Origin of the sequence: Pseudomonas sp. DC3200b2 (assembly GCF_049895785.1) — a bacterium.
Classification (GTDB): domain Bacteria; phylum Pseudomonadota; class Gammaproteobacteria; order Pseudomonadales; family Pseudomonadaceae; genus Aquipseudomonas; species Aquipseudomonas massiliensis.
The window spans coordinates 1-17,282 of record NZ_JAFCTA010000003.1; the positions used below are offsets into that span (position 1 = coordinate 1).

Here is a 17,282-nt window from a genome sequence, read left to right on the forward strand (position 1 = left end):
GTGAACTACTCGGTGGAGGAACAACCCTCCGGCTCGATCACCGCCAGCGTGGGCTTCGCCCAGAGCGCGGGCCTGATTCTGGGCGGCTCCATCAGCCAGAGCAACTTCCTGGGTACGGGTAACAAGGTCAGCATTGGCCTCACCCGCTCCGAGTATCAGACCCGCTACAACTTCAGCTTCGTCGACCCGTACTACACCCCGGATGGCGTCAGCCTTGGCTACAACGCCTTCTACCGCAAGACCGACTACGACGACCTCGACGTCGACGTGGCCAGCTACGCGGTAGACAGCCTGGGCGCGGGCATGAACTTCGGCTACCCGATCAGCGAAACGTCGCGCCTGACCTTCGGCCTGACCGTACAGAAGGACGAGATCAGCACCGGTACCTACACCGTTGGCGAAATCTACGACTTCATCGATCGCGAAGGCGACAGCTTCACCAATTTCAAGGCGTCCATCGGCTGGTCGGATTCGACCCTCAACCGGGGCACCCTGCCGACCCGTGGTCATTCCCAGAGTCTGACCCTGGAAACGACCACGCCGGGCAGCGACCTGTCGTTCTACAAGCTGGATTACCGCGGCCAGTTGTTCACGCCGTTGACCGAGAACTACACCCTGCGCTTCCATACCGAACTGGGCTATGGCGACGGTTATGGCTCGAGCGATGGGTTGCCGTTCTATGAGAACTACTACGCCGGTGGCTTCAACTCCGTTCGAGGCTTCAAGGACAGCACCCTCGGGCCGCGCAGTACCCCGGCGATCAACGACCCCGACCAGGATGACCTCGCCTTCGGTGGTAACGTGATGATCACCGGTGGCGCCGAGATCCTGTTCCCCATGCCTTTCGTGAAGGACCAGAAATCCCTGCGTACCTCCCTGTTCTGGGATGTGGGTAACGTCTTCGACTCGAAATGCCAGTATGGCTCCGGCACTGATAAGTATCCTGTGACCACGAAAGACTGCGGCTCCATCGATTTCTCCAACATGGCGGCCTCGGTCGGCCTGGGAGTGACCTGGATCACCGCGCTCGGCCCGCTGAGCTTCAGCCTGGCGATGCCGGTGAAAAAGCCGGAAGAAGCCGAAACCCAGATCTTCCAATTCTCGCTGGGGCAGACGTTCTAAGCGTCGCGCCCTGGCCCAATCACACCGAATTCGCAGGAGTATCATCGTGCGCAAGCTGACCCAATTGGTAATCGTGGCCGCGGCCATGTTCGCGACCCCGGCGTTCGCCGAAATGAAAATTGCCGTTCTGAACTACCAGATGGCCTTGCTCGAATCCGACGCGGCCAAGAAGTACGCGGTGGATGCCGAGAAGAAGTTCGGCCCTCAGCTGAGCAAGCTCAAGGCCCTGGAAAGCAGTGCCAAGGACATCCAGGACCGTCTCGTCAAGGGCGGCGACAAGATGCCCCAGGGCGACCGCGAGAAACTGGAACTGGACTTCAAGCAGAAAGCCCGCGACTTCCAGTTCCAGTCCAAGGAACTGAACGAAGCCAAGGCCAACGCTGACCGCGACATGCTCAAGCAGCTCAAGCCCAAGCTCGACGGCGCGGTGGAAAGCGTGATCAAGGCCGGTGGCTTCGACCTGGTGCTCGAGCGTGGCGCGGTCATCGATGTCAAGCCTCAGTACGACATCACCCGCCAGGTCATCGAGCGCATGAACCAGAGCAAGTAATGACCACCACAAGCCTCACCCTCGGCGATCTCGCCGATGCCTTGGGTGCCGACCTGGTCGGCGCTCGCGGGCATGTGATCGACGGGCTGGCCACCTTGCAGGAGGCCGGCCCTTCTCAGCTGAGCTTCCTGGCAAACCCTCAGTATCGCAAGCACCTGGCGATCACCCGCGCAGGGGCTGTCCTGCTCAAGCGTGAAGACCTGCAAGGGTTCGAAGGCAATGCCCTGATCGTGCCGGACCCTTATCTGGCCTACGCCCGCATTTCACATCGATTCGACCCCAAGCCCAAGGCGCCTGCGGGGGTTCACCCCTCCGCCGTGATAGCCGCGGATGCCCAGGTCGATGCCAGCGCCAGCGTTGGGCCCTTCGTGGTGGTGGAAAGCGGCGCGATCATCGGCCCGGGCGTAACCCTGGGCGCGCACTGCTTCATCGGCGCGCGCAGCGTGATCGGCGAAGGCGGTTGGCTTGCCCCGCGGGTTACCCTGTACCATGACGTGCGCGTGGGCAAGCGGGTAGTGATCCAGTCCGGCGCGGTGCTGGGCGGCGAGGGCTTCGGCTTTGCCAATGAGAAGGGCGTGTGGCGGAAGATCGCCCAGGTCGGCGGCGTCACGGTGGGCGATGACGTCGAGATCGGTGTGAATACCGCCATTGACCGTGGCGCGCTGGCCGACACCCTGATCGGCAACGGCGTGAAGCTGGACAACCAGATCCAGATCGCCCATAACGTGCAGGTCGGCGACCATACGGCCATGGCCGCATGCGTGGGGATATCCGGAAGCAGCAAGATCGGCAAGCATTGCATGCTTGCCGGCGGGGTCGGCCTGGTAGGCCATATCGAGCTGTGCGACAACGTTTTCGTAACGGGCATGACCATGGTCACGCGCTCCATTACCGAACCCGGCGCATATTCGTCCGGCACGGCGATGCAGCCGGCGGCGGAGTGGCGCAAGAGCGCGGCGCGCATTCGCCAGCTCGATGACATGTACCGCCGCCTCGCCCAGGCAGAAAAACGGATCGAAGCGGTGACCCAGGGCCCGGACGGGTCATCAGATGGCTGACCCCTACTCATCATCGGCCGCGCGCCGCTGCTAAGCCGCGCTGCCGAAAAAAGGCGTGCCGCACGTGGGCGCCCCGTTACCCGTGCGCGCCCCCTCTCTTCCATACAGGCTTTTTCCCCGACATGATGGACATCAACGAGATTCGCGAATACCTGCCCCACCGCTACCCCTTCCTGTTGGTGGACCGTGTGGTGGAACTGGACGTCGAGAGCCAGCGCATTCGCGCCTACAAGAATGTCAGCATCAATGAACCTTTCTTCAATGGTCATTTTCCGGCGCACCCCATCATGCCCGGTGTCCTGATCATCGAAGCCATGGCCCAGGCGGCCGGTATCCTCGGTTTCAAGATGCTGGACGTCAAACCGGCTGACGGCACCCTGTATTACTTCGTAGGTTCGGACAAGCTGCGTTTCCGGCAGCCGGTCACCCCCGGCGACCAGCTGATCCTCGAGGCCCGTTTCATCAGTTGCAAGCGACAGATCTGGAAATTCGATTGCCAGGCGTCGGTCGATGGCAAGCCTGTCTGTTCGGCTGAAATCATCTGCGCGGAACGCAAGCTATGAGTTTGATCGACCCTCGTGCAATCATCGACCCGTCGGCGGTAATCGCCGATGGCGTCGAGGTGGGCCCGTGGTCGATCGTCGGCGCAGGGGTAGAGATTGGCGAAGGCACGGTGATCGGGCCGCATGTTGTGTTGCGCGGGCCCACTCGCATCGGCAAGCACAACCGTATCTACCAGTTCTCGTCAATCGGCGAGGACACGCCAGACCTCAAGTACAAGGGTGAAGCCACTCGCCTGGTGATCGGCGACCACAACACCATCCGCGAAGGGGTGACCATCCACCGTGGCACTATCCAGGACAGGTCCGAGACGACCATCGGCGATCATAACCTGATCATGGCCTATGCCCATGTGGGGCACGACAGTGTCATCGGCAACCATTGCATCCTGGTGAACAACACTGCCCTGGCCGGGCATGTGCACGTGGGCGACTGGGCGATCCTGTCCGGTTATACCCTGGTCCACCAGTACTGCCATATCGGCAGCCACAGCTTCTCGGGCATGGGCACTGCCATTGGCAAGGACGTGCCGGCGTTCGTCACGGTATTCGGCAACCCGGCCGAAGCCCGCGGCATGAATTTCGAAGGCATGCGCCGCCGAGGATTCAGCGACGCTACCATCCATGCCCTGCGCAACGCCTACAAGGTTGTCTATCGCCAAGGGCTGACCATTGACCAGGCGCTCTCCCGGCTGGAGGACGCGGTCAAGGAGTGCGTCGAAGTGGGCCTGTTCGTCGACTCCATTCGCGACGCCACTCGGGGCATCACGCGCTGATGGCAACACCGGCACGCTGCATTGCCCTGGTCGCCGGCGAAGCCAGTGGTGACATTCTCGGCGCGGGTCTGATGCGTGCGCTCAAGGCCCGCGAACCCGATGTACGTTTCATCGGTGTGGGCGGCCCACTGATGGAAGCCGAAGGCCTGCGCTCCTATTTTCCCATGGAGCGCCTCGCGGTCATGGGCCTGGTGGAAGTGTTGGGGCGCCTGCGCGAACTGCTGGGCCGGCGCAAACTGTTGATCGAAACCCTGCTCGAAGCGCGGCCGGATGTGTTCATCGGTATCGACGCGCCTGACTTCACTTTGGCAATCGAAGCCCGCTTGCACAATGCCGGTATCAAGGCAGTGCATTACGTCAGCCCGTCGGTATGGGCATGGCGCCAGAAACGGGTCTTGAAGATCCGGGAAGGGTGTGACCTGATGCTTACGCTCTTTCCCTTCGAGGCGCGCTTCTATGAAGAGCAGGGCGTGCCGGTACGTTTCGTCGGGCATTCGCTGGCCGACCAGATTCCATTGCAGGCCGATCGCGAGCACGCCCGGCGGACGTTGGGGCTGGCCGTCGAAGGTCCGCTGGTGGCCTTGATGCCTGGCAGCCGCGGCGGTGAAGTACGGCGCCTGGGCGGATTGTTCTTCGAAACGGCCAAGCGCCTGTTGCAGGCCAGGCCCGGCTTGCGCTTCGTTCTGCCCTGCGCCAGCCCGGAGCGCCGGAGCCAGCTCGAAGCCTTGCTGGCCGAGCACCCGCTACCCGTGACCTTGCTGGACGGCCAATCGCACCAGGCGCTCGCCGCTTGCGACGCGGTACTCATCGCTTCCGGCACCGCTACCCTGGAGGCCTTGCTCTACAAGCGACCGATGGTTGTTGCCTATCGCCTTGCGCCGTTGACCTGGTGGATGCTCAAACGTATGGTCAAGAGCCCGTATGTTTCCTTGCCCAACCTCCTGGCCCAGCGCAAGCTGGTACCGGAACTGTTGCAGGATGCGGCGACGCCCGAGACCCTGGCCGCGAATTTGCTGCCCCTGCTGGACAATCCGGCCGAGCAGACCGCGGGCTTCGATGCGATTCACCGGACGCTGCGTCAGGATGCCTCCAACCAGGCGGCCGACGCGGTGTTGCAATTGTTGGCACGTTGACCGGAACAGCCTGATGCAACCTACTCAATTACAGATGGGCCTTGATTACACCCTGGTCGAAGAGCTGGTCGCCGGTGTCGATGAGGTCGGTCGCGGCCCACTGTGTGGCGCCGTGGTCACCGCGGCGGTCATTCTCGACCCGGCGCGTCCCATCCTGGGCCTGAACGATTCGAAAAAGTTGACCGAGGCGCGCCGGGAAGCCCTTTACGACGAGATCTGTGAAAAGGCCCTGAGCTGGTGCGTCGCCCGGGCTGAAGTGGATGAGATCGATTCCCTGAATATTCTTCACGCTACCATGCTGGCGATGCAGCGGGCCGTGGCGGGGCTGCATGTCACCCCACGTCTGGCGCTGATCGATGGCAATCGCTGCCCAACCCTGGCCGTGCCCAGCGCCGCCGTGGTTCAGGGGGACGCCAAGGTGCCGGCCATCGCCGCGGCCTCGATCCTGGCCAAGGTCAGCCGTGATCGGGAGATGACCGCCTTCGAGCTCATCTATCCCGGTTATGGGCTGGGCAGCCACAAGGGGTATGCCACCCCTGTCCACCTCGAAGCCCTTGCCCGGCTGGGCCCGACCCCCATCCACCGGCGCTCCTTCGCCCCGGTGCGCGCGGCCTTCGAGGCCCGTGATCCAGGCCTGGCGGAATTCGTCGAAGCCTGAGGCAGCCCAGCGGCCAGCCCTGGATCATGCAATCAGGGCCGGCCATGGGTACAATCCCTCCCTTCGTTTCAGCAACAGTCACGAGCACGCCCATGTCGGTTTCATTCGTTCACCTGCGCCTGCACACCGAGTACTCCCTGGTCGACGGGCTCGTTCGGATAAAACCTTTGGTCAAGGCCCTTGGCGGCATGAACATGCCGGCCGTGGCGGTCACCGACCAGAGCAACATGTGCGCTCTGGTGAAGTTCTACAAGGCGGCCATGGGCGCGGGGATCAAGCCCATCTGTGGCGCGGACCTGTGGCTGGCTGGCGAGGCCGGGGATGACAGCCTGAGCCGGATCACCTTGCTGGCCATGGACGCCCAAGGCTATCGCAATATCACCGAGCTGATTTCCCGTGGCTACATCGAAGGCCAGCGCAACGGGCTGATCATCATCGAGCGCGAGTGGATCGCCGAGGCCAGCGACGGAGTGATCGCCTTGTCTGGCGCCAAGGAAGGAGAAATCGGCCAGGCGTTGCTGGGCAGCGATCCGGCCCAGGCGGAAAAGGCACTGCGCTACTGGATGGAGGTGTTCCCGGATCGCTTCTATGTGGAAGTGCAGCGGACCAACCGCCCGGGCGACGAAGACTACCTGCACGCCGCGGTGGCGCTGGCCGACCGGCTGGGCGCGCCCCTGGTGGCCACCAACGATGTTCGCTTCCTCAAGGCCGAAGACTTCGAGGCCCATGAAACCCGGGTCTGCATCGGTGAAGGCCGCGCCCTGGACGACCCCCGCCGGTCTCGCAACTACAGCGATCAGCAATACCTGAAAAGCCCGGAAGAAATGGCCGAGCTGTTCAGCGATCTTCCCGATGCGCTACGCAACACCGTGGAAATCGCCCGGCGGTGCAACATCGAGGTGAAACTGGGCAAGCACTTCCTGCCTGACTACCCGATTCCCGATGGCATGACCATCGACGAATACTTCCGCAAGGTGTCGTTCGACGGCCTGGAGGAGCGTCTGGCCGTGTTGCTGCCCAAGGATACGCCTGATTACGAAGCCCGACGCCAGGTCTACGTGGACCGACTCAACTTCGAGCTGGATATCATCATCCAGATGGGGTTCCCCGGCTATTTCCTGATCGTGATGGACTTCATTCAGTGGGCCAAGAACAACGGCGTGCCGGTCGGCCCTGGCCGTGGGTCCGGAGCGGGTTCCCTGGTGGCCTATGTGCAGAAGATCACCGACCTGGACCCCCTCGAATACGACCTGCTGTTCGAACGCTTCCTCAACCCGGAGCGGGTATCCATGCCCGACTTCGACGTCGACTTCTGCATGGACGGGCGGGACCGGGTCATCGACTACGTGGCCGACAAGTACGGGCGCAATGCGGTCAGCCAGATCATCACCTTCGGTTCCATGGCCGCCAAGGCAGTGGTGCGCGACGTGGCGCGGGTACAGGGCAAATCCTATGGGCTGGCCGACCGCCTGTCCAAGATGATCCCGTTCGAAGTCGGCATGACCCTGGAGAAAGCCTTCGAACAGGAGGAGATGCTGCGTGACTTCCTTGCCAGCGACGAGGAGGCGGCGGAAATCTGGGCCATGGCGCTCAAGCTCGAGGGCATCACGCGCAACGTAGGCAAGCACGCCGGCGGCGTGGTGATCGCCCCGACCAAGCTGACCGACTTCGCGCCCATCTACTGCGACGAGGCGGGTGATGGCCTGGTGACCCAGTTCGACAAGGACGACGTGGAAGCAGCCGGCCTGGTCAAGTTCGACTTCCTCGGCCTGCGCACCCTGACCATCATCGACTGGGCCCTGCGCACCATCAACCGCGACCGCGCCAAGGCGGGCGAAGAGCCACTGGACATCGCCTTCATTCCCCTGGACGACAAGCCCACCTACAACCTGCTGCAGAAAGCCGAAACCACCGCGGTTTTCCAGCTTGAATCCCGCGGCATGAAGGAGCTGATCAAGAAGCTCAAGCCCGACTGCCTGGAAGACCTGATCGCACTGGTGGCGCTGTTCCGTCCGGGGCCGTTGCAGTCCGGGATGGTTGACGACTTCATCAACCGCAAGCACGGCCGCGCCGAGCTGGCCTATCCACACCCGGATTATCAGTACGACGGCCTCAAGCCGGTGCTGGCCCCTACCTATGGCATCATCCTGTACCAGGAACAGGTCATGCAGATCGCCCAGGTCATGGCCGGCTACACCCTTGGCGGCGCGGACATGCTGCGGCGCGCCATGGGCAAGAAGAAGCCGGAGGAAATGGCCAAGCAGCGCGGCGGCTTCATCGAGGGCTGCGCCAAGAACGGCATCGAGGCGGACCTGGCGGGCAACATCTTCGACCTGGTGGAAAAGTTCGCCGGCTACGGCTTCAACAAATCCCACTCGGCCGCCTATGGTCTGGTGTCCTACCAGACTGCCTGGCTCAAGGCGCATTACCCCGCGCCCTTCATGGCGGCGGTACTTTCGGCGGACATGCACAACACCGACAAGGTGGTGACGCTGATCGAGGAAGTGCGCAGCATGAAGCTGCGCCTGGATGCGCCGGACGTCAACAGCTCCGAGTTCAAGTTCACTGTCAATGACGATGGGCGCATCGTCTATGGCCTGGGTGCGATCAAGGGGGTCGGTGAAGGGCCGGTGGAGGCCATTGTCGAGTCACGTGCGGCCGACGGCGCCTTCCGAGATCTGTTCGATTTCTGTGCCCGGGTAGACCTCAAGCGCATCAACAAGCGCACCCTGGACGCGCTGGTGCGCAGCGGAGCGCTGGACCGCCTCGGCCCGCATTTCCATGACGAACCCAAGGCCTACCAGGTGAACATCGATCGCAACCGCGCGGTGCTGCTGGCGGCCATGGATGAGGCGATCAAGTCGGCCGAACAGGATGCCCGTACCCAGGATAGCGGTCATGTGGACCTTTTCGGCGGCGTGTTCGGCGACGCCGAGGCCGACGTCTACGCCAATCATCTCAAGGCGCGCCCGTTGTCCTTGAAGGAGCGCCTCAAGGGCGAGAAGGACACTCTGGGCCTGTACCTCACCGGCCACCCCATCGATGAATACGAAACGGAAATCCGCCGTTTCGCCCGCCAGCGGATCGTCGACCTCAAGCCTGCCCGGGATACCCAGACCATCGCTGGCATGGTGGTGGCACTGCGCGTGATGAAGAACAAGAAAGGCGACAAGATGGGCTTCATCACCCTGGATGACCGCTCCGGGCGGATCGAGGCCTCGCTGTTCGCCGACGCCTTTCACAGCGCCCAGGCCCTGCTGCAGACCGACACGGTGGTAGTGGTGGAAGGGGAGGTGAGTAACGATGATTTCTCCGGCGGGCTGCGCCTGCGGGTCAAGCGTGTCCTGAGCATGGAGGACGCGCGCACCCAACTGGCCGAAAGCCTGCGGATCAAGGTGGACATCCAGGCCCTGGGCGGCGACCGCATCAATTGGCTGGGTACCTTGCTTGGCAAGCACCGGGGCGCCTGCCCGGTAACCCTGGACTACAGCTCCAGCGAGGCCCGCGCTTTGCTACAGTTCGGCGAGGCCTGGCGCATCGATCCGGCCGACAGCCTCATCCAGGCCCTGCGTGACCAGTTCGGGCGCGAGAACGTCTTCCTGAATTATCGTTGAGCCGGGGGCGTACGGCCCTGTCCGGCGAAGGTCCGGGCCACCGCGCCGCGGACGCATTGTTTTTTACATCTCGACCTCAAGGCGCCACTTCCGTATGGTATGGCGCCAAACGGATCAACCGGCCGCCTGGCCGTCGACCCTAGACGGAAGCCTATGAACCCGAATTTTCTCGACTTCGAACAGCCCATCGCTGACCTGCAAGCCAAGATCGAAGAGCTGCGCCTTGTCGGCAACGACAACTCGCTCAACATCAGTGATGAGATCTCTCGCCTTCAGGAAAAGAGCAGCACGCTGACCGAGAGCATTTTCGGCAACCTGACCAGCTGGCAGATCGCGCGCCTGGCGCGTCATCCGCGCCGCCCCTATACCCTGGACTACATCCCGCAGATCTTCACCGAGTTCGAAGAACTGCACGGGGATCGTCACTTCGCCGACGATGCCGCCATCGTTGGCGGTACCGCGCGCCTCGAAGGGCAGCCGGTCATGGTCATCGGCCATCAGAAGGGCCGGGAAGTCCGCGAAAAGGTACGCCGCAACTTTGGCATGCCCCGCCCCGAGGGTTACCGCAAGGCCTGCCGGCTGATGGAAATGGCCGAGCGGTTCAAGATGCCGATCCTGACCTTTATCGACACCCCCGGCGCCTATCCGGGGATCGACGCCGAAGAGCGCAACCAGAGCGAGGCCATCGCCTGGAACCTGCGAGTCATGGCCCGCCTGAAAACCCCGATCATCGCCACTGTCATCGGTGAAGGCGGTTCGGGCGGTGCCTTGGCCATCGGTGTCTGCGACCAGCTGAACATGCTGCAGTATTCCACCTATTCGGTGATCTCGCCGGAAGGCTGCGCCTCGATCCTCTGGAAAACGGCCGACAAGGCACCCGATGCCGCCGAGGCCATGGGGATCACCGCCGAGCGCCTCAAGGGCCTTGGCATCGTGGACAAGGTCATCGATGAACCCCTGGGCGGCGCCCACCGGGACCTGGCCAAGGCCTCGCAGACCCTGCGCGCGTCGCTGCTGGAGCAACTGGACATGCTCAAGGGCTTCGACATGCCGGCCCTGCTTGATCGCCGCTACCAGCGCCTGATGAGCTACGGCGTCTAACCTTTCGTAGGCGCTGGCGTCAGTCGGCGAACAGGCCTGGATGTCTCCTGAAATCGCCAGCTTCGCTGGCTCCCACAGGGGTTCCGTTGCGCTGTGACGAGCCTTCATCACCATCTCCTGCGCCAGCTCGAGCCCTGGCGCCAAGCGCCGGGCTGGGTGGTCGCGCTTTCTGGCGGGCTTGATTCGAGCGTGCTTCTGCACGGTCTGGCTAGCTTGGCCAAGGCCCACAACCTTCCGCCCTTGCGCGCAGTGCACGTGGCCCATGGGCTGCAAAACGCGGCGGCGGCCTGGCCCGGCCACTGCGCGCAGCTGTGCCGGGAGCTGCAGGTGCCATACCAGGCGCTGCCGGTAAAGGTCGAGGCGGGCCCCAGTGTCGAGCAGGCAGCACGCGAGGCGCGCTACCAGGCACTGGCCGCGCAACTGGCGCCGGGTGAAGTCCTGCTCACCGGGCAGCACCGTGACGACCAGGCCGAAACTCTGTTATTGCGCCTGTTGCGTGGGGCCGGGGTGCGGGGCGCGGCGGCCATGGCGAAGGCTCGGCCCTTGGGCCAGGGAGCCCTGGCACGCCCACTGCTGGACCTGAACCGTGAGGCCTTGCTGGCCTATGCCCAGGCCGTAGGCCTGACGTGGGTGGATGATCCGTCCAACGCTGATCTGACCTTCGACCGCAATTACCTGCGCCATGAAGTGATTCCACGCCTGCGACAACGCTGGCCTGGCGCCGTGGCGAACCTGGCCCGCAGCGCTGGTCATTTCGCCGAAGGGTTGGCCTTGCTCGAAGAGTTGGCCAGGCAGGACCTGCGCCTGGCCGAGCAGGGGGCGCCTCTTCCCTGGCTGGGGCTGCCCTCATTGGCCCTGGCGCCCTTGCGTGACCTGAGCCAGGCGCGTCAGCGCAACGCCTTGCAGGCCTGGCTGGCGACCCGTAGCCGGCTGCCGGATACCGCTCACTGGGCCGGATGGGAAGCCCTGCGCGATGCTGGCCAGGCCGCGACCCCGATCTGGCGCTTGGCCGATGGCGCGCTCTGTCGCGCGCAGGACCGCGCCTGGTGGCTCAGCGGACCCTGGCTGGCCCGGCCGCCAGCTCCTGCGTGCTGGACAGACTTGGCAACGCCCTTGGCGCTGCCTGGCAATGGTGAGCTGCGCTGGGTGGGGCAGATACCTGAAGGGCAGGTCGAGGTCCGTTATCGCCAGGGTGGGGAAAGCGTCCTGATACCCGGGCGCGGCCGCCGTGATCTCAAACGGTTGCTCAATGAGGCCGGGCTGCCGGCCTTCGTGCGCGCGCGCCTGCCGCTGCTCTGGCTCAAGGGTGAATTGGTGGCCGTGGCCAACCTTCATGGGGCGGGGAAGAGGCTGGGGGAACTGCGTTGGCGACCACCGACGAACGACCGGTGTTTGAGATGAAAGGCGCTTTCCGGTAGACTACCCTCCCTTCTTGATACAGCTTCTGCGGGTGGTAGAACCGCCGGAGCTGCCGATGACCAAGCACTTTCTGCTGGGCGATGCTTGAAATGCGTAGCGAGTCAAACGCCGGTGGGCTTCACCGGTACGAACGAACGCGGCCGATTTTCGAACGATGCTTGGTGGATGTCGCTGGTCATTGGGGTCTTCGTGGGCGCAACGCTGTTCCCCGCGGCAGGCCTTCCTTCGCTTTCCCCGGCGGCTCCGACCGCTTTAACGCAGACTTCTAGGGTTTTTCATGACGCGTTACATCTTCGTCACGGGCGGTGTTGTTTCTTCATTGGGGAAAGGCATCGCCTCGGCTTCATTGGCGGCCATCCTGGAGGCGCGGGGGCTGAAGGTCACCATGCTCAAGCTGGATCCGTACATCAACGTCGATCCCGGCACCATGAGCCCATTCCAGCACGGCGAGGTGTTCGTCACTCACGACGGCGCCGAGACCGACCTGGACCTGGGGCACTACGAGCGCTTCATCCGCACCACCATGACCCAGAACAACAACTTCACCACCGGACGCGTCTACGAGCACGTGCTGCGCAAGGAGCGCCGGGGTGACTACCTGGGCGCCACCATCCAGGTGATCCCGCATATCACCGACGAGATCAAGCGCCGCATCATCAAGGGCGCCGGGGATGCCGACGTAGCCCTGGTGGAGATCGGCGGTACCGTGGGCGACATCGAGTCCCAGCCGTTCCTGGAGGCGATCCGCCAGTTGCGTGTGGAAGTGGGCGCCCGCCGCGCCATGCTGATGCACCTGACCCTGGTGCCGTACATCGCCACCGCTGGCGAGACCAAGACCAAGCCTACCCAGCACTCGGTCAAGGAACTGCGTTCCATCGGCCTGCAGCCCGACGTACTCATCTGCCGCTCCGACCATCCGGTGGATGCCTCGTCCCGTCGCAAGATCGCCCTGTTCACCAACGTGGAAGAGCGCGCGGTCATTTCCCTGGAAGACGTGGACACCATCTACAAGATCCCGGGCGTGCTGCATGCCCAGGGCCTGGACGATTTCGTGGTCGAGCGCTTCGGCCTGCAGTGCGGCGGCGCCGACCTGTCCGAATGGGACAAGGTGATCGACGCCAAGCTCAACCCCGAGCATGAAGTGACCATCGCCATGGTCGGCAAGTACATGGAGCTGCTCGACGCCTACAAGTCGCTGATCGAGGCCATGAGCCACGCCGGCATCCAGAACCGCACCCGGGTGAACCTGCGCTACATCGATTCCGAAGACATCGAGAACCAGGGCACTGGCCTGCTCGAGGGCGTGGACGCCATCCTGGTCCCTGGCGGCTTCGGCCTGCGTGGCGTGGAAGGCAAGATCCGCGCGGTGCAGTTCGCCCGTGAGAACAAGGTTCCCTACCTGGGCATCTGCCTGGGCATGCAGGTGGCGGTCATCGAATTCGCCCGTAACGTGCTGGGTTGGAGCGACGCGAACTCAACGGAATTCGAGCGCAACAGCGGCCACCCGGTCGTGGGTCTGATCACCGAATGGGCCGACGCCACCGGCGCCGTGGAAACCCGTACCGAAGCTTCCGATCTGGGCGGCACCATGCGCCTGGGCGCCCAGGAATGCCTGCTCGAGCCTGGCTCTCGCGTGCACGCCTGCTATGGCAAGGACGTGATCGTGGAGCGCCATCGTCACCGGTATGAAGTGAACAACAACCTGTTGCCGCAGCTGATAGACGCGGGCCTGGTCATTTCCGGCCGCTCCGGGGACGGCGCCCTGGTGGAAGTGGTCGAGGGCCAGGATCACCCCTGGTTCGTGGCCTGTCAGTTCCACCCCGAATTCACCTCCACGCCTCGCGACGGCCACCCGCTGTTCAGCGGCTTCGTCAAGGCGGCACTGGCACAGCGGAACAAGGACTGAACCATGGCACAGAAGATCATTCGCGTCGGCAACCTGGAGTTGGCCAACGACAAGCCCATGGCGCTGTTCGGCGGCATGAACGTCCTGGAATCCCGCGACCTGGCCATGAAGGTATGCGAGGAATACGTGAGGGTCACCGACAAGCTCGGCATTCCCTACGTGTTCAAGGCCAGCTTCGACAAGGCCAACCGCTCCTCGGTGAATTCCTACCGCGGTCCGGGCATGGAGGAGGGGCTGCGGATCTTCGAGGAGATCAAGCGCACCTTCAACGTGCCGGTGATCACCGACGTGCATGAGCCGCACCAGGCCGCGCCGGTGGCCGAAGTCTGCGACATCATCCAGCTGCCGGCCTTCCTGTCCCGGCAGACCGACCTGGTGGTGGCCATGGCGCGCACCGGCGCGGTGATCAATATCAAGAAGGCGCAGTTCCTGGCGCCTCAGGAAATGAAACACATCCTGACCAAGTGCGAAGAGGCCGGTAACGACCGGCTGGTACTGTGCGAGCGCGGTTCCAGCTTCGGTTACAACAACCTGGTGGTGGACATGCTCGGCTTCGGCATCATGAAGCAGTTCGAGTATCCGGTGTTCTTCGACGTCACCCATTCGCTGCAAATGCCCGGCGGACGCGCCGATTCGGCCGGTGGCCGCCGCGCGCAGGTCACCGACCTGGCCAAGGCCGGCATCAGCCAGGGCCTGGCCGGCCTGTTCCTGGAAGCCCATCCGGACCCGGACAACGCCAAGTGCGACGGGCCGTGCGCCCTGCGCCTGGACAAGCTCGAGCCTTTCCTTGCCCAACTCAAGGCACTCGATGAACTGGTCAAGGGTTTTCCGATCATAGAGACCGCTTGATCGCGGTTTAGAGGGTCAGCAGCGGTTTTTTCAATGGCCCCGCACCGATGACAGGAGTCGCGGGGAGTCGTCCACTCTGGAGTGTTTATAACAATGGCAAAGATCGTCGACATCAAAGGTCGTGAGGTTCTGGACTCCCGTGGCAACCCGACCGTGGAAGCCGACGTGCTTCTGGACAACGGTATCATCGGTCGTGCCTGCGCGCCGTCCGGTGCCTCCACAGGCTCGCGCGAGGCACTGGAACTGCGCGATGGCGACAAGAGCCGTTACCTGGGCAAGGGTGTGCTCAAGGCGGTGGCCAATATCAACGGGCCGATCCGCGATGCGCTGCTGGGCAAGGACCCGGCTGACCAGAAGGCTCTCGATCGCACCATGATCGACCTTGACGGTACCGAGAACAAGGCCAACCTGGGCGCCAACGCCATCCTGGCTGTCTCACTGGCCGCCGCCAAGGCCGCCGCCGAAGACCAGGACCTGCCGCTCTTCGCACACATCGCCAACCTCAATGGCACTCCAGGCGTCTACTCGATGCCCGTCCCGATGATGAACATCATCAACGGCGGCGAGCATGCGGACAACAACGTAGACATCCAGGAGTTCATGGTCCAGCCGGTAGGCGCCAAGAGCTTCGCCGACGCGCTGCGCATGGGTGCCGAGATCTTCCATCACCTCAAGGCCGTGCTCAAGGCCAAGGGCCTGAACACCGCGGTGGGTGATGAAGGTGGTTTCGCACCGAACCTGGGCTCCAATGCCGAAGCGCTGTCAGCCATTGCCGAAGCTGTGAAAAACGCTGGCTACACCCTTGGCGATGACGTCACCCTGGCCCTGGACTGCGCGTCGAGCGAGTTCTACAAGGATGGCAACTACGACCTGGCTGGCGAAGGCAAGGTCTTCGACGCCGCCGGCTTCGCTGACTACCTGGCCGGGCTGACCGAGCAGTTCCCGATCATTTCCATCGAAGACGGCATGGATGAGTCTGACTGGGCGGGTTGGAAAACCCTTACCGAGAAGATCGGCGACAAGGTGCAGCTGGTCGGTGACGACCTGTTCGTTACCAATACGAAGATCCTCAAGGAAGGCATCGACAAGAAGATCGGTAATTCCATCCTGATCAAGTTCAACCAGATCGGCAGCCTGACCGAGACCCTGGAAGCCATCCAGATGGCCAAGGCCGCTGGCTACACCGCGGTGATCTCGCATCGCTCCGGTGAAACCGAGGATGCCACCATTGCCGACCTGGCCGTGGGCACCGCCGCCGGACAGATCAAGACCGGCTCGCTTTGCCGCTCCGACCGGGTATCGAAGTACAACCAACTGCTGCGCATCGAAGAGCAACTCGGCGAGCGCGCGCCTTATCGTGGTCGGGCCGAGTTTCGCGGCTGACCAGGAAGTGGTAAAAAGGCGGCAGGGAAGGGGAAGCCCGGCCACTGCCGTCTTCATGGCTTCCCGGTTTGGATACACCTGAACCCATCCGAGGCGCCACTTTCCGGTATTCGGATCTGTTTCACACTGAGCCTGGCGCACGCTAGGCTCATTGCTATCTGGCAAGCCTGGATTCTTCGATGCGCAGTCCCTATTGGTTGTTCCTGGTTCTCATCCTCTTGCTGGCAGGGCTGCAGCATCGGCTGTGGGTCGGCTCGGGCAGCTTTGCCCAAGCCGCCGACCTCAAACAGCAAATCGCTGACCAGAAAGCCGAGAATGAACGGCTTCTGGAGCGTAACCGCGTACTCGATGCCGAAGTACTGGAACTCAAGAAAGGCATGGAAACCGTCGAAGAGCGTGCCCGACACGAGCTGGGCATGGTCAAGGACGGCGAAACCCTTTACCAGATTACACAATGAACCCTTCCGTTCCTTTCTGGGTGGTGATCCCGGCCGCCGGTGTCGGCTCGCGCATGGGCGCCGACCGTCCGAAGCAATACCTCACCCTGGCCGGCAAGACGCTGATCGAGCATACCCTCGAGTGCTTCCTTGGCCATCCTGACCTTCGTGGCCTGGTCGTCAGCCTGGCCGCCCACGACCCTTGGTGGCCAGGCCTGGCCTACGCCGAGCACCCCTCCATCCACAGAGCAGAAGGGGGCAAGGAGCGTTGCGATTCAGTGCTCGCCGCGCTGCTCAAGCTCAATGAACTGGGCGCCGGTAGCCGTGACTGGGTCTTGGTCCACGACGCGGCGCGGCCCAATCTGGCGGCCAATGACCTTGAGCGGTTACTGAGCGAGCTGGCTCACGACGAGGTGGGAGGCCTGCTCGCCGTTCCTGCCAAGGATACTCTCAAGCGGGTGGATGCCACGGGCCGTGTAGCCGAGACGCTCGACCGTAGCCTGGTATGGCATGCGTTCACCCCGCAGATGTTCCGGCTTGGCCCCCTTCAAAGGGCGCTGGCCGATGCGTTGGTGGCCGGCGTGACCATTACCGACGAGGCTTGCGCCATGGAATGGGCAGGGCATGCGCCCCGCCTGATCGAAGGGCGTGCCGACAACATCAAGGTCACCCGTCCCGAAGACTTGGCCTGGCTGAAGCGCTGAAGTGCTCCAAGC

Annotated in this window: 15 protein-coding genes; all 15 read left to right on the forward strand. The window is 63.3% G+C overall.

The features are described from left to right. Positions 1 to 1,122, forward strand: a 1,122-nt coding sequence (gene bamA, locus ACP691_RS09365; RefSeq protein ID WP_426199681.1) for an outer membrane protein assembly factor BamA, incomplete at its 5' end; no start/stop codon positions are given. A gap of 46 nt (positions 1,123 to 1,168) precedes the next feature. Beyond that, the gene (locus ACP691_RS09370; RefSeq protein ID WP_426149232.1) at positions 1,169 to 1,672 is read left to right on the forward strand and encodes an OmpH family outer membrane protein; all 504 of its coding nucleotides are present in this window, start codon (positions 1,169 to 1,171) and stop codon (positions 1,670 to 1,672) included. Further along, the gene (lpxD, locus tag ACP691_RS09375) at positions 1,672 to 2,730 is read left to right on the forward strand and encodes a UDP-3-O-(3-hydroxymyristoyl)glucosamine N-acyltransferase (protein ID WP_426149233.1); all 1,059 of its coding nucleotides are present in this window, start codon (positions 1,672 to 1,674) and stop codon (positions 2,728 to 2,730) included. Before ACP691_RS09370 ends, lpxD begins: the two co-directional genes overlap by 1 nt. A 122-nt stretch (positions 2,731 to 2,852) precedes the next feature. Then, positions 2,853 to 3,293 carry a 3-hydroxyacyl-ACP dehydratase FabZ gene (gene fabZ / locus ACP691_RS09380; RefSeq protein ID WP_040261126.1) on the forward strand — a complete coding sequence of 147 codons (441 nt, stop codon included), beginning with the start codon at positions 2,853 to 2,855 and terminating at the stop codon, positions 3,291 to 3,293. Continuing rightward, a complete protein-coding gene (lpxA, locus tag ACP691_RS09385; RefSeq protein WP_426149234.1) occupies positions 3,290 to 4,066 on the forward strand; it encodes an acyl-ACP--UDP-N-acetylglucosamine O-acyltransferase in 777 nt (258 codons plus the stop codon). Before fabZ ends, lpxA begins: the two co-directional genes overlap by 4 nt. After that, positions 4,066 to 5,199, forward strand: coding sequence for a lipid-A-disaccharide synthase (gene lpxB / locus ACP691_RS09390; protein ID WP_426149235.1), 1,134 nt, complete (start codon positions 4,066 to 4,068; stop codon positions 5,197 to 5,199). The genes lpxA and lpxB overlap by 1 nt, the downstream gene beginning before the upstream one ends. 13 nt (positions 5,200 to 5,212) lie before the next feature. Beyond that, a complete protein-coding gene (gene rnhB / locus ACP691_RS09395; RefSeq protein ID WP_426149236.1) occupies positions 5,213 to 5,857 on the forward strand; it encodes a ribonuclease HII in 645 nt (214 codons plus the stop codon). Positions 5,858 to 5,949: 92 nt separating this feature from the next. Beyond that, positions 5,950 to 9,471 (forward strand): DNA polymerase III subunit alpha, encoded by a 3,522-nt coding sequence (gene dnaE / locus ACP691_RS09400; protein ID WP_426149237.1) that lies wholly within the window; start codon positions 5,950 to 5,952, stop codon positions 9,469 to 9,471. Positions 9,472 to 9,624: 153 nt separating this feature from the next. Further along, the gene (locus tag ACP691_RS09405; RefSeq protein WP_426149238.1) at positions 9,625 to 10,572 is read left to right on the forward strand and encodes an acetyl-CoA carboxylase carboxyltransferase subunit alpha; all 948 of its coding nucleotides are present in this window, start codon (positions 9,625 to 9,627) and stop codon (positions 10,570 to 10,572) included. A 93-nt stretch (positions 10,573 to 10,665) separates the two neighbouring features. After that, positions 10,666 to 11,973 (forward strand): tRNA lysidine(34) synthetase TilS, encoded by a 1,308-nt coding sequence (gene tilS, locus ACP691_RS09410; RefSeq protein WP_426149239.1) that lies wholly within the window; start codon positions 10,666 to 10,668, stop codon positions 11,971 to 11,973. Between the two features lie 295 nt (positions 11,974 to 12,268). Beyond that, positions 12,269 to 13,897 (forward strand): CTP synthase, encoded by a 1,629-nt coding sequence (locus ACP691_RS09415; RefSeq protein WP_040261119.1) that lies wholly within the window; start codon positions 12,269 to 12,271, stop codon positions 13,895 to 13,897. A gap of 3 nt (positions 13,898 to 13,900) precedes the next feature. Continuing rightward, positions 13,901 to 14,746, forward strand: coding sequence for a 3-deoxy-8-phosphooctulonate synthase (kdsA, locus tag ACP691_RS09420; RefSeq protein WP_040261118.1), 846 nt, complete (start codon positions 13,901 to 13,903; stop codon positions 14,744 to 14,746). A gap of 93 nt (positions 14,747 to 14,839) precedes the next feature. After that, positions 14,840 to 16,129, forward strand: coding sequence for a phosphopyruvate hydratase (gene eno / locus ACP691_RS09425; protein WP_426149240.1), 1,290 nt, complete (start codon positions 14,840 to 14,842; stop codon positions 16,127 to 16,129). Between the two features lie 179 nt (positions 16,130 to 16,308). Then, entirely contained in the window at positions 16,309 to 16,587 is a 279-nt protein-coding gene (gene ftsB, locus ACP691_RS09430) for a cell division protein FtsB (protein WP_040261116.1), read from the forward strand. Continuing rightward, positions 16,584 to 17,270 (forward strand): 2-C-methyl-D-erythritol 4-phosphate cytidylyltransferase, encoded by a 687-nt coding sequence (ispD, locus tag ACP691_RS09435; protein WP_426149241.1) that lies wholly within the window; start codon positions 16,584 to 16,586, stop codon positions 17,268 to 17,270. Before ftsB ends, ispD begins: the two co-directional genes overlap by 4 nt. Positions 17,271 to 17,282: the final 12 nt, after the last annotated feature.

Excerpts from the sequence above, each read along its gene's own strand:
- eno (WP_426149240.1), top strand. The coding sequence starts at position 14,840 with ATGGCAAAGATCGTCGACATCAAAGGTCGTGAGGTTCTGGACTCCCGT.
- kdsA (WP_040261118.1), top strand. The coding sequence starts at position 13,901 with ATGGCACAGAAGATCATTCGCGTCGGCAACCTGGAGTTGGCCAACGAC.
- lpxA (WP_426149234.1), top strand. The coding sequence starts at position 3,290 with ATGAGTTTGATCGACCCTCGTGCAATCATCGACCCGTCGGCGGTAATC.
- dnaE (WP_426149237.1), top strand. The coding sequence starts at position 5,950 with ATGTCGGTTTCATTCGTTCACCTGCGCCTGCACACCGAGTACTCCCTG.
- ACP691_RS09415 (WP_040261119.1), top strand. The coding sequence starts at position 12,269 with ATGACGCGTTACATCTTCGTCACGGGCGGTGTTGTTTCTTCATTGGGG.
- lpxD (WP_426149233.1), top strand. The coding sequence starts at position 1,672 with ATGACCACCACAAGCCTCACCCTCGGCGATCTCGCCGATGCCTTGGGT.
- rnhB (WP_426149236.1), top strand. The coding sequence starts at position 5,213 with ATGCAACCTACTCAATTACAGATGGGCCTTGATTACACCCTGGTCGAA.
- ftsB (WP_040261116.1), top strand. The coding sequence starts at position 16,309 with ATGCGCAGTCCCTATTGGTTGTTCCTGGTTCTCATCCTCTTGCTGGCA.
- fabZ (WP_040261126.1), top strand. The coding sequence starts at position 2,853 with ATGATGGACATCAACGAGATTCGCGAATACCTGCCCCACCGCTACCCC.
- ispD (WP_426149241.1), top strand. The coding sequence starts at position 16,584 with ATGAACCCTTCCGTTCCTTTCTGGGTGGTGATCCCGGCCGCCGGTGTC.
- ACP691_RS09405 (WP_426149238.1), top strand. The coding sequence starts at position 9,625 with ATGAACCCGAATTTTCTCGACTTCGAACAGCCCATCGCTGACCTGCAA.
- lpxB (WP_426149235.1), top strand. The coding sequence starts at position 4,066 with ATGGCAACACCGGCACGCTGCATTGCCCTGGTCGCCGGCGAAGCCAGT.